Source organism: Shewanella sp. FJAT-51649, from assembly GCF_019457435.1.
Taxonomy (GTDB): domain Bacteria; phylum Pseudomonadota; class Gammaproteobacteria; order Enterobacterales; family Shewanellaceae; genus Shewanella; species Shewanella mangrovisoli.
Genome location: NZ_CP080411.1, coordinates 3,080,395 through 3,093,028 on the forward strand (window position 1 = coordinate 3,080,395; position 12,634 = coordinate 3,093,028).

Consider the following 12,634-nt stretch of genomic DNA (forward strand, 5'->3'; position numbering starts at 1 on the left):
TTTCCTGATCCTGTTGCCATTCCTGCCACTGGGTGAGGCTTATGCTCAGCTGCAATGAAAAATCCGTGGAGATCCATTGTGTCTGTCCCCGCGCATATTATGGCAGTGGCACAATATTTTTAGGACCATAGAAGGATTCAGAGCATTGGAAGGGCTTGAAGTACACTTGGTCGTTCGCCAGATCGAGCTTACTCGGCGTCGTCATACATTGACCGCTTCCAGGCTCCTGATAAGAAGCAAATTGGTACATAATCGCCGGGGTATTGTTGCTGCTATCGGGCACAGAAGCTGTTTGATGGCAAGATAAGCAACTACTTAACGCATTATCCGCCGGACCGTTTAGCCTGCCATTACAACCTAGATGCCCTGCGTTGGTTTTCTCATTTAAACGTCCAACCACCTCTTGAAACACCGCACTATCTTTAAGGCCTGACACTGGGTTTTGTGGAAAGGCGGCCGCGCCTACGTTTGCAGGAGGAGTATCATTGCCCCACATAAGTCCAAGGGGTGAGATCCGGTTCCACGGATTTTTCTCTTTTGCCTTCAGTAGACAGTAAAAAGGCCATTTAGCATGGGCTAAATGGCCTTGAGACATCAAAAAGTGATTAGGCTTACTTCTGCTCGCGCGTCTTCCACAGGGAGAATAATACCCCCGCCAGCAAGAGGCCGAAGGTGACACCAAGGGATAAGGCCGTTGGGATCTTAAAGTCCACAATGCCTTCATGATTAAAGTATACCAGTCCGACTTTCACGCCGATAAACACCAACACCACCGATAGCGCATACTTGAGGTACTCGAAACGATGCACCATGGCCGCGAGGGCGAAATACAATGCCCGCAGACCTAAAATAGCAAAGATATTAGAGGTATAGACGATAAAGGGATCTTGGGTAATCGCAAAAATCGCCGGGATACTGTCCACTGCAAACACCAGATCCGCAGTTTCGACTAAGATCAATGCCAAAAACAGAGGCGTTGCCCACCAGCCTTTGCTGAGTTGATGCTCCTCTCCCCTGACCCAAAACTTCTCTTGATGAAGACTTGGGGTAAAACGCATTTTGGAGCGTAACCATTTGTAAAACTTATTATCTTGGATATCACCATGCTCATCATCGGAAAAGAGCATCTTAATACCCGTGAAAATCAAGAACAGGCCGAATAACACCAACACGCCTTGGTATTGCGCCACCAGCGCCGCGCCTAAGCCAATCATAATCGCACGCAGCACGATAACGCCCATGATACCCCAGAATAAGACTCGGTGTTGATACAAACGGGGAATGCCTAAACTACTGAAAATAAGCGCGATAACGAAGACGTTATCCATAGATAAGGACTTTTCGATAAGGTAACCCGTGAGGTATTCCATCCCCGCGGTCGAGCCCTTGTACCACCATAACCAAGCGCCGAACAACAGCCCCATACAGATGTAAAAGGCCGATAATTTAAGGCTCTCTGCCACGGTAATTTCGTGCTGCTCTTTGTGTAACACGCCCAAGTCGAAGGCTAACAATGCCAACACAAAGCCAAAAAACATTAACCAAACCCATATCGGGTAACCCACAAATAGCGTGGTTAAAAACTCCATAACACTCCCTAAAACCTAAAAAGTACCGAGTTATCTCGGCTTCATCGCCACATTCGATCTTAGTACTTGGCGATACCAAAAACAGTGAAACAGGGTAAAAACCTTAAAATGCCAGATTAAAATTTGTTTAAATCCATACTACGCAGCCAAATCAACTCGTTACACTAGGCCCTATCATCAGAGCATTTATCGTACTCTGTTCAGATTTAAGCCTAGCCCTAACGCTCACGGGATCACGGAGTAAAATAATCGCGTGAGTTCATCACTACTCACGCTTTAGCAGACACAAATCGATGGTATTTGTCGCTAACGCAGTGAAAATCGAGGTGTTTCAGCGCACTGTGTAACACTTGAGCATTAAGCGAAAATGAAAAAGTTCGCTGGCAAGAATAGCCGTTTGAAATAGCGAGAATGGTAAGCGTGACCACTCGCCACAAGGAATGAAAAAGTGATTCGATGAGAAGTAAAAACTATTCGCGCCCGAGTAGACGGCGCGCGACTAATACCACAAGATGCAGTAACAACAAGCCACTAAAGGCTAAGCAGAAAAACAGTAAGGCAATGGAGTTGACCTCTCGAGGAGCGTCACTGTAGAGATACCACCAGAGTGGCCAACCGATAAGCGACAGCAGCGTCAACTGCCACATGCAGCGTTTGCAGCGGCCAATCTTTTGCCGAAAAATCGAAGTATTACAATCGTCGCAGGCCATTAACTTTTTAATCCAGTAAGTTACCGTGACGGCATAGGATATCACCAAGCCTCCCCAGAGCTAAATAAGCACTAGAGCGATGCTTTAAGTCGCTTCATACCCTCTTCTATCGACACTAAGGCATGATAGCCAAAGTCCCGTTTTGCCGCGCTGATATCGAAATAATGGCTACAGGAAAGCTGTTTGGCGACAAAGCGCGTCATTATCGGCTCTTCTTGCTTATTCAGCAGTCGATACACCATTTCTAGCACAGCGCCCACCACATAGGCTAGGGTCTGTGGCACTCGCACGGTCACAGGCGGGAGGCCATCACAGGCTAGGATGAGGTTCAGCATCTTGGCCATAGTCACAGGCTCGTCGTTACTGACAAAATAGGCTTTGCCTTGGCACTTAGGCGAGACTTGGCAAAGCTCCACGGCCGCCAAAATATGGGCATAGGCGGCGTTATCGATATAAATGGTATCGACCAGTTTATCTTCGCGCCCCACCAGCTTGAGCTTACCTAAACGACCGCGGGCGAGCACCCGAGGCACCAGATGCGGATCATTGGGCCCCCAAATCAAATGCGGCCGCAGGGCGACCGTCTTTAACGCATACGCCGACGCGGTTATCGATGCTTGATTGGCATCTAGCATCATCTTCTCGGCAATCGCCTTGGAGTGACCATAATAATTTAAAAAGCGGCTGGCGTAGGGCGTCGACTCATCGATACCCGATTCATCCTCACCCGCAAAGGTCACGCTAGGAGTGCTGGTATAAACTAGTTTACTGATTTTAAGCGCTTTACATGCGGCAATAACATTAGCGGCGCCCTTCACATTGGGGCAAAAATAACTGTCTCTGTCGCCCCAGACACCCGCTTTTGAGGCCACATGGAACACCATATCGCAGCCCTGCATCGCCTGTTTGACTTGCTCAGAATTGGCTAAATCTCCCTGCACCATAGTCACGCCAAGGGCTTCAAGCTCAGGGTAATGGCCACGGGCAAAACCAGTAACCTTAATCCCAGCCGCGACCAAACGTAGGCAAATAGCCTTACCCAAAAATCCGCCCGCGCCAGTCACAAAGGCATGGCTGACCTTAGCCGCCAAGGCATGAAGCGCGGCTTGCTCACGCGGATCAAAGCCTGCTTGAGCGAGGTTATCAGGGCCAGTTTGCGTCGCATCGGCTTGGGGAAAAGCTGGATTGTCAGTCATATCGCATTCCGTGACAGTGAGTGTCATCTTAGTATTCAATTCATTGATTAAGTGCAACAAGGCACCACTCGCGGCAAAACGTGCCACGAACAAACAGCCGAAAGTTCGACCCTATTTAAGTTAAAAATGAGCTAAATTGAAATCAGCCTTTGGTTTGCGATTGCGCCCAAACGGCTAATTTTTCTCTAAATATTTTGGCATTGTGGCGCACATCCACGGGGAAATCGGGATGAATGAGAAAACGCCGAATCCCCTGAGTTTGGCTATACTGCTCGGCAATCGCCATCAGCTCTTGATAAAGCTGCGCGCTTTTATTGCACACCAAGGATTGGTCAAGCTCGATGCAGATGAGAGGTTCAATCTCACTTGCGCCACCATGCCCCTTTACTTTGATCCCCACTAACGCCGAGCGCTTTACATTCGGATGGGTATTAAAAATACGCTCACTCGGAATGGAATAATAACGTTTAACACACTGCCCACCTTGGGTGACATCCACTCTATGGGCTTTGCGGCCACACATCCACAACCGGCCACTGTCGTCCAGGTAGCCAAGGTCGCCCATTCTATGCCTGAAGGTTTGCTGCTCGCGGTCCCAGATTTTAGCCGCCGTCGTGGCCTTTTCGCGGCGATAATAGGACTGGCTCACCATAGGGCCTGTTACCACTATCTCACCAATTTCCCCCGCGTTAAGACGCAAACCATTATCCCACTCAGGGATATCAGCTTCAGTGATGGCGATAATCTCGATACTGACGCCATCGATGGCGCGGCCGACACAAATTCCACCGCCATTGTCCGTGGTTTGAGTCGTGGTAAATAGCTCGTCGCTGGCAATCATGCTGATGGGTAAGGATTCGGTAGCGCCGTAGGAATTGAGTACAGGCACGCCGACACTGAGCATTTTGCTAAAACGGGCAATCGAGGCAATGGTCGCGGGCGCCCCTGCGGAAATCACGCGTTTCACACTGCTGAGTTTGTGTTGGTTCTTCGATTCGGTTTGCTCACCGGCACGACCTAAACGCTCAAGCAAGGCTGGGTTAACAAAGATATTGCTGCATTGATATTTCTCAATAGCGGCAAATAAAAATTCAGGATTGGCCGTGATAGGTTTGCTGGCATCCATCTCAGGCACAATCGATGCCATACCGAGCGCCGGACCAAAGAGGGAAAATAGCGGGAATGTCGCCAAATCACGCTCGCCGTGCGCAATGCCATAATCCTGCTTTAGCGCCTGAATTTGCGCCTCAAACATGCCGTGACTATAGACAACACCCTTTGGCGTCCCCGTGCTGCCGCTGGTAAAGAGAATCGCCGCCATCTCGTCATGCCTAAGCAGTGCCATCGGGTACTCGCCCTGTTCCGGCAAGTTTGCCGCAGATGCCTTCGTTGTAAACGACTTAGCAGTTGATAAGAGTATCGTCGCTAAACTTGGCGCGCCCGTGAGTAAGCGCGATAAAGTGCCTGCCAGTCCGCTTGGATTGCCATCCACATTGATAAGGTGCTTCACGCTGCCCTTGCCCCAGCCTAATAAGCGTCTGGCGATATGGGCTTTAGGGATACCGATAAACGCATCGGGCGCAGCTTCAATAAAACATTGCTTAAGGTTTTTAATCCCCATGCCCGGGTCAACCAGCACGGGAATAATCCCCGCCTTGAATAAGGCAAAAGTTAACGCAAAAAAATCCAGACTCGGGGTGACCATCAGCACCGCCTTCATCCCCCGCGTCAGCCCATGGGCATTGAGCGCGAAGGCAATGGCATCGCTTTGTTTATCGAGACTGATAAAGTCGAGTTCTTGGTAAGTCAGATTGGCAAGGGACTTACCCTTGCCCTGTTGCACCGCAACAGCGAGATGATGGGGAATGTGATGGGCGGCCTGCTTTAAATGCCGACAGATATTGGCATCGCTTGCTTGCTCAACAGCAGGAGTCCCATGGCCGAGCTGCGCATCCTCCACCCTAGCCATTAATGTGCGGCCTGTGGCGCTTGAGTCTCTGCCTCAGGCTCTGTGATCTGTACCGTTTCAACGGACTGCACTGCTGGCTCAGGTGTTTGCGCCTCAGCCATAAAGTGTTTGATATGGGTAATCACCTCATCGCTCGCATCTTCGAGGATATAGTGACCACAATCGGCAAATTCATGCACTTGTGCATGGGGCATATGTTCGCGCCATTTGGCTAAAAAGTGCTTATCGAACACAAAGTCCTGTAATCCCCAGCAAATCAGTGTCGGTACCTTGGCAAACTTTGGCAGACTGGCGGCAATATCCGATACCAACTGATAGTTTCTGTCACCCGGTTTTAGCGGAATATCCTGTACAAAACGCAGAGTCGAAATGCGATTTGCCCATGAGTTAAACGGCGCGACGTAGGCCTCACGGATGTACTTGGACATCGGCTGACGCTTCACCCCAACGTAGGAGGCAATCGATGAAAACGCATTAAAACCACGCACTAACACCGTGCCGAGCAGTGTATTGCGGCAGATCCACAGCGCCAGCGGTAAAGGCTTAGTCTCGGGTAAGTGGAAGGCGCCAGTATTTAAAATCACCAGACGTTTAATTCGCTCAGGGTAACGCGCCGCGTAGCCCATGCCTATCATGCCGCCCCAGTCGTGGACGACTAAGGTAATGTTTTCGTTTACCTTTAGGCTATCGAGCAGCGCCTCTAGATCGTCAATGCGATTCTTAAGGGTGTAATCGTAACCGCTGTCATCCGGCTTATCCGACAGGCCACAACCAATATGGTCTGGCACGATACACTGGTGAGTATCCTTAAGGGCGCTCACGAGATTACGGTAATAAAAACTCCAACTTGGATTACCGTGCACCATGACCACAGGTTCACCTTGGCCTTCATTGATGTAATGCAGCTTGTTGCCATTACGGCTAAGAAAATGACGTTTAAACGGCAACAGAGTGTCTAACATGACGCTTCCTATCTTTTGTTCTAATTGTTTTTGTATTGGTAGCCTGTGCTGGCAAATTCGCCTTCGCCTTCACCTTGCTTATAGCTAAACCCATAAGCATAAAAATGCCCTAGCAAACCTAGCTCTCAAGCGTCGGCTAAGGCAGATAACAATCTTGGAAAACTACCACTTAATACCCAGCATCATGCAGTTCAAACCACTGCCAATACCTAAAAAGCTCACCTGATCCCCAGGGCGTAAAAAACCTTGATCATGTGCCATGGCCGCAGTGACGGGTAAAGAGACTGTGCCCATATTGCCAAGCAGCTGATATGTTGGGAATTCTTTTTCAGGCGGAATATTTAACGCACTCAAGACCTGTTTACGGTTTGAAGCGCCGACCTGATGACAGATCACTTTATCGACCTGCTCGACCAACCAATTCCGCTGAGCGAGGAAATGCTCCCACGTGTGTTTTGCCAGCTCGACCCCTTCTTTGAGCAAGGTCACCGCATCGGTACGCATAAACTCACGGTAAATATTGTGCCCTACTTCCTGTAAGCCCCACTGACACAGTTGGTGATGCTGCGGCGCAGATAAATGGGAGGCGCCAAGCAGCTGATGCTTACGCACATTCGTCAGCGGCAAACTGCCATCGGTCAGGATCACCGCCACCGCGCCAGAGCCGCCGGTTAAGGTCGCCAGCGACTGAGCAAAATTCTGCATGGTCGGATCAGCGAGCATATTATCAATGGTCACATCGACAATATCCCGCGCCGATTCGCAGGACACCACCATGCCCGCCTTAATTTGGCCAAGCTCGATACGATTGGCAATGTCTAAAATGCCCGATAACACCCCAAGACAGGCATTACTGATATCGTAAATCGCCGTGTCCTTCGACACACCTAAGGCCGCCGCAATCCGGCAGGCGGTGGCAGGTTCGTGCTGGTCACGGCACACGCCGGTGTACACCACGGCGCCCAGTTCGGCGACTTCTATTCCCGTTTCTGCAATCGCCTTGTGCGCCGCTTTAATCGCTCCATCGGATAATTGATGCCCTTTAGGCCACCAACGGCGTTCGGTAATACCCGTCAACGCCGCAAGTTGCCCCATAGGAATGCGAAATTTTTGATATAGAGGCGCAAGGCGAGATTCTAGCTCGCTACTGGAAACCACCACAGGTGCCAGTTCATAGGCAAGGCTATTAATAAATACGCGGGAATATTTCATGAAACTGTTTTATTCGCTCACTAAGATCACTGATCTTTTAGGTCAGTTTTTAGTTGTTATTTGTCATTAAGGCGACATTTGAACAAGAAAAGCCCGATGATTCAATAAAAAACCATCTTTCGTCTTAGACTTGTCTCACAGAGCTTATAAGCCCTTGTGCAGATCATGCCGCCTATCCGTTAATTCAAAATGAACTAATAAAGAAATACTTCATAAAAAACAGGCAAGTATGGCCTCATTATTCAGATGATTTTTCAATCGCTCGATTTTTGCGCCAAAATCAGCGCATTTCGAGGCGTCACGCTGGTTGCACAAAATTCCCTCAGGGTTACCCGATAGCCACTTTCCTGCAAAAAACAGCAGCGATCGAGAATTAACCACAGCTCCAGCGCACGGCGAAACAAATGCGCAGCCAAATCGATGCGCCGGGTTAACCTTTGTCGCTGTTTGCCTATCTCAAGCCAAGCGCCAAAATCACAATCTGCGGCTAAGGTAACCGCCTTTTGCGTCGCCGCCCAGTCACAAAACTCGGCAAACTCGCCGCTCAGCTGGCTTTGCTTTATGGCGGGCAAGGGTAAATAAGCATCTATACCACGGCAACTTCGCTGCAGCGCATCAAACCCCAGCCGCCAGGCGATTTCCTGATGTCGCAGCGCCTGCTGCTTGGGATTGGCGATCACGCTCTGTTGTAAAGGCAATTGCAAGTCATGGCGAGTTAAATGCAGGGCGCTGTCTTTGGCGAGTGTCGATAGGCCTTGATATTGATTAGCTTGAATTAAATGGTAGCAGCAAGGTGAAATCGCCAGTGCCTGAGTGCCCGCCGCAGCGGCCAATTGCAGTAAACGCACATGCAAATCACCACAGGCATGCAGCGCCACCGCCTGTTGCTGGGCGCAAAAAGGATTGGTCTGATGAGCGGTATTTTCGTCGGCTTTATCTTCGATAGCAAAGGCATCGGCGCAGATAAAGCGCTGTGATAAATGCCATTTATCGGCAAAGGCTTGGCCCTCTTCACAGAGCATCGCCTGCCACTCTAGGCTTAACACATCCACACCACGTGCCTTGGCAATCAAACGGCCCAAGTGCCCTTTGCCCGCACACCACTCGAGCACGGGTAATCCCGCATCGGGCAAATGCTGCACAAAGGCAGTGATCTGCTCCCACTTACGGCCTTTTATATGGGCGCTAAAGTGAGCCATCTCGGTAAGATCAATACAAGGTGAAGTAGCTGTTTCATTATTGTCAGAGCCAATATCTGAGCCACTATCTGAACCTATATCTGAGTCAATATCAGAGCCAAGTGAAAGTTCGGCAAAGGAGGATAGAAGTAAAGACAGATCCCAGTCTAAGCCTAACGCGGCAAGATCCTGCTGGAGTGCGGGCGATAAGGCATCGACTAACGCCGATTGCTCGGCATCCAAAGTATCGAGCACGGCATCATCAAGCGCCCAAAGGGCAGTTGCGAGCCTTGGGAATTGTGCCGCCCAAGGCAGTACTTTTGCCTCAAAGGCGCGCACTTGCCACAGGGCTCGGCTCTGCTCAAGTAGCTTATCCAATTGGATAAAATGCGCCCTGAGTGTGTTCTGACTGTCACTATTACAGTTGCCGAGCGTATGATTATCGCGCTTAATTGCCATGCTAAATTTGCTTTACTCTGAAGTGTTCCATTTGACTCTCTTATTGGCCTTAACCGCCACATCTTCACAACAACACTGTTTTAAAACCAGTTTGAAAACAGTGCCGTCATTAAGCCTTTACGAATATCAAGGTGCATTTCACTTAATATCGCTGCCCAAATGGCGGCTAAAGCTGCTAGTATCGCCACAATTTTTGTCAGCCTGTTTTACTCGCTGGCATGCATGGGAGATACGCCTTGACGCAGCAACATTTAACGTAGCGGTTTCCCCCATTAAACCCGATAACGAAAACGAGTTAAGAGGAAAACTATGCTCTCCCCCTGCGTCGCCCGCTGCGGCTTAAATGATGAAGATTATTGCATGGGCTGTTTTCGCCATATCGATGAGATTGTCGCTTGGCGCGATGCCAGCGATGCAGAACACGCCGCGATTATCGCGCAGCTTCCCGCCCGCAAAGCCCATTTCGAAGGCGACGAAAATCAACAGGTGCTAAGCCGCGCCAAATGGCTGGAAGCCGAGGCACGACTTGCGAAAAAAGCCTGAAAATTTCAGGCTTTTTACTTTTATCACTACTTTTTCATCATCGCCTTTAAATCCGCAAAGGGATTATAGGTCGCGGCAACTTGCTTGGTTTCGGTAGTGCTACCGTAGCGAATAAGTTCTTCAAAGCGTGAATGCTCATTATCGTGGCAATACAGGCACAATAATTCCCAATTCGAGCCGTCGGATGGGTTGTTATCGTGGTTGTGATCTCTATGGTGAACCGTCAACTCGCTTAAGTTTTTTGAGGTAAATTCGCGGGTACAGCGGCCACAGATCCAAGGATACAATTTGAGCGCCTGCTCGCGGTAACCGCCCTCACGCTTTGCACGGTATTCCCGCTCTTGGGCTAAGACTTGATCTAACTTACTCTGGCCTGGATTTGCTGACATGCTCACACCTAACTGATGACCCTTAAAAAAGTGCCCCAAGGATAATCCGAGTTATTCCTTGGGGCAATATTTCTGACACGCAAAGCGTTTAGGCGACATGTCCTTGGTCGGCATTGGACAAGTGCAAATAATGCAGGTATTTCTCGTATTGGGTGACCACATCCGCCAATAGCTGCTCTTCGGTATAGCCCATCACGTCATAGTGCTGGCCGCCCTGCTCTAAGTACACTTCGGCGCGATAATACCAATTGTTGCCCTGCTCTAACTCTTCACCGACGGGATTGACGATTTCAAAGCAGCGCATCCGCACACCGTATACGAAGGGTTGATAGGCTTCGTTGCTGATCACCAATCGCACTTTGCCATCAAGATACTCAAGATCCGCCGTTAAGCCCTTGCTCATAAATTGCTGACACACCTTAGATAACGCCGGTGTCGCGACATTATTGAGGAAGATACGCGCCTCATCTTCGGTAGGATGCGACACTAAGACTTCGATACGCTCCTCCCAGCTGATATTGGTCTTAGCGTATTGCACACTGGTGGTATGGAGCTGCACGCTGTTGATCTTCAGCCAATCGTCCTTCAGCGCCTTATACAGCCCTAAACACATCAGCAGCATCACACATAAAAATGGCATCGCACTGGCAATGGCGGCGGTTTGGAGTGCCTGTAAACCGCCCGCGATGAGCAGCACCGAGGCCACCACGCCCTGCAGCAATGCCCAAAACACCCGCTGCCAGACTGGCGCATTGTTATCACCTCCCGAGGTCAGGTTGTCGATCACTAAGGATCCAGAGTCAGATGAGGTCACAAAAAAGGTCACCACTAAACAAATCCCAATGCCCGATAACAGATGCGGGAACGGCATATGTTCAAAAAACACAAACAGAGCCACGGGCACATTAGTATTCACCGCTTCGCTCAGGTAGGTCGCGCCTTGGTTCATAATGGCGTCGATGGCCGAGTTACCAAATACCGTCATCCATAAAAAGGTCAGCGCCGAAGGCACAAATAAAATGCCGACTAAAAACTCACGTATGGTACGGCCGCGACTCACCCGCGCAATAAAGGTGCCGACAAAAGGTGACCAAGAGATCCACCAGCCCCAGTAGAGTAGTGTCCAACCGCCTAACCAATCTTCCTTATGTTGATAGGCGTACAGATTAAAGGTTTTATTAACGATATCACTCAGATAGCTACCGGTATTTTGCACAAAAGCCTGCAGCAACATCACGGTTGGGCCAAGGATTAACACAATCAACAGCAGAATAAGGGCTAAGCCTAAGTTAAGCTCACTTAAGCGCTTCACCCCTTTATCGAGCCCCGAAAATACCGACAGAGTAGCGAGTAAAGTAATGCCAATAATCAGCGACACTTGTACCGTGGTGTTATTCGGCAATTGCTCGAATAAATAGCTTAGGCCAGAGTTAACCTGCAACACCCCAAACCCTAGGGAAGTCGCGACCCCAAACATTGTTCCCAATACCGCAAAGGTATCGACGCAGTGGCCAATCGGGCCGTGGATGCGCTCACCGATTAAGGGATAGAGGGCGCTGCGAGGTAACAAGGGCAACTTATGCCGATAGGCAAAATAGGCCAAACTCAGCGCAACCACCCCGTAAATCGCCCACGCATGTATGCCCCAATGGAAGAAGGTGATCTTCATGGCTTCTTTGGCGGCTGCCAAACTCTCAGGCGTTGCATCGGGCGGCGCTAAGTAATGCATCACGGGTTCGGCAACGCCGAAGAACATCAATCCAATCCCCATCCCCGCCGAAAACAGCATGGCAATCCAGCTCTTATAGCTATAGTCTGGCACGGCATGATCGGGGCCAAGCTTAATATCACCAAAGCGACTGACCATGACAAAGATGATAAAAATCAGAAAAATCGCCACACCAAGGATATATAACCAGCCCGCTTTGGCTTCTAGCCAAGACTGCATGGATTTGAAAAAGTGATTGGCCTCGGTAGGCCAAATGGCGCAGATCATCACCATTAAGGTGATAAAAAAGACCGACGAATAAAAAACCGGTGGATTAATACTCGACTTAATAGACATAAAACTCCCTTGTTCTAGCCAGTTCCCTATTAAAATCCCTTCGATTTTGAAGAGATAGCTCAATAATAGATAACTCTAGCCTCAGCAGTATGTGATCAGGATGAAATATGCACAAATAATCCATGACAAGGGCTCGCGGTCGGCAATACCTTGTGATGTCATACTCATGTTGAAAACGCTTCCCCACTTCCCCGTTTGCTCAACGCTTTTGCTGAATAGCAAAGGTAATAAACAGTTGGCTCGATAAACAGCTAACCCACTGCTATACAATGCCCTTTCAGAACCAATAGCCCTCTCAAAAGACAGCGAACTTCGACACCATGCGAGCGAATCGCAGGGTTCAACCTCAATGGCGACATAAT

Annotated in this window: 11 protein-coding genes; 1 reads left to right on the top strand and 10 read right to left on the bottom strand. The window is 49.5% G+C overall.

The genetic code is table 11. The features are described from left to right. Positions 1-97: 97 nt before the first annotated feature. From K0H59_RS13710 to K0H59_RS13745, 8 genes are all read right to left on the bottom strand, one after another. Positions 98-595, bottom strand: a complete 498-nt coding sequence (locus tag K0H59_RS13710; protein WP_258405844.1) for a hypothetical protein — start codon at positions 593-595, stop codon at positions 98-100. 16 nt (positions 596-611) lie between these two features. Continuing rightward, complete coding sequence (locus tag K0H59_RS13715; protein ID WP_011717593.1) at positions 612-1,589, bottom strand: TerC family protein; 978 nt, start codon at positions 1,587-1,589, stop codon at positions 612-614. A 470-nt stretch (positions 1,590-2,059) separates the two neighbouring features. Next, positions 2,060-2,299: a DUF3624 domain-containing protein gene (locus tag K0H59_RS13720; protein ID WP_109285294.1), complete on the bottom strand. Its 240-nt coding sequence runs from the start codon at positions 2,297-2,299 to the stop codon at positions 2,060-2,062. Positions 2,300-2,370: 71 nt separating this feature from the next. Beyond that, positions 2,371-3,495, bottom strand: coding sequence for a 2-alkyl-3-oxoalkanoate reductase (oleD, locus tag K0H59_RS13725; protein WP_220053428.1), 1,125 nt, complete (start codon positions 3,493-3,495; stop codon positions 2,371-2,373). Between the two features lie 142 nt (positions 3,496-3,637). Beyond that, on the bottom strand, positions 3,638-5,464 hold the full coding sequence (gene oleC / locus K0H59_RS13730; RefSeq protein ID WP_220053429.1) for an olefin beta-lactone synthetase: 1,827 nt from the start codon (positions 5,462-5,464) through the stop codon (positions 3,638-3,640). Next, positions 5,464-6,426 (bottom strand): alpha/beta fold hydrolase, encoded by a 963-nt coding sequence (locus K0H59_RS13735; protein ID WP_220053430.1) that lies wholly within the window; start codon positions 6,424-6,426, stop codon positions 5,464-5,466. Before K0H59_RS13735 ends, oleC begins: the two co-directional genes overlap by 1 nt. A gap of 162 nt (positions 6,427-6,588) precedes the next feature. After that, complete coding sequence (locus K0H59_RS13740) at positions 6,589-7,638, bottom strand: 3-oxoacyl-ACP synthase III (RefSeq protein WP_011717598.1); 1,050 nt, start codon at positions 7,636-7,638, stop codon at positions 6,589-6,591. 254 nt (positions 7,639-7,892) lie between these two features. Then, positions 7,893-9,275, bottom strand: a complete 1,383-nt coding sequence (locus tag K0H59_RS13745) for a methyltransferase (protein ID WP_220053431.1) — start codon at positions 9,273-9,275, stop codon at positions 7,893-7,895. Between the two features lie 309 nt (positions 9,276-9,584). Here K0H59_RS13745 and K0H59_RS13750 point away from each other — a divergent pair, with 309 nt between their 5' ends. Further along, positions 9,585-9,818 (top strand): DUF1289 domain-containing protein, encoded by a 234-nt coding sequence (locus K0H59_RS13750; RefSeq protein ID WP_011717600.1) that lies wholly within the window; start codon positions 9,585-9,587, stop codon positions 9,816-9,818. 26 nt (positions 9,819-9,844) lie between these two features. Here the strand turns inward: K0H59_RS13750 and K0H59_RS13755 are convergent, their stop codons facing one another. Then, complete coding sequence (locus K0H59_RS13755; RefSeq protein WP_220053432.1) at positions 9,845-10,207, bottom strand: YajD family HNH nuclease; 363 nt, start codon at positions 10,205-10,207, stop codon at positions 9,845-9,847. Between the two features lie 88 nt (positions 10,208-10,295). Next, entirely contained in the window at positions 10,296-12,272 is a 1,977-nt protein-coding gene (locus tag K0H59_RS13760; protein WP_220053433.1) for a BCCT family transporter, read from the bottom strand. Positions 12,273-12,634: the final 362 nt, after the last annotated feature.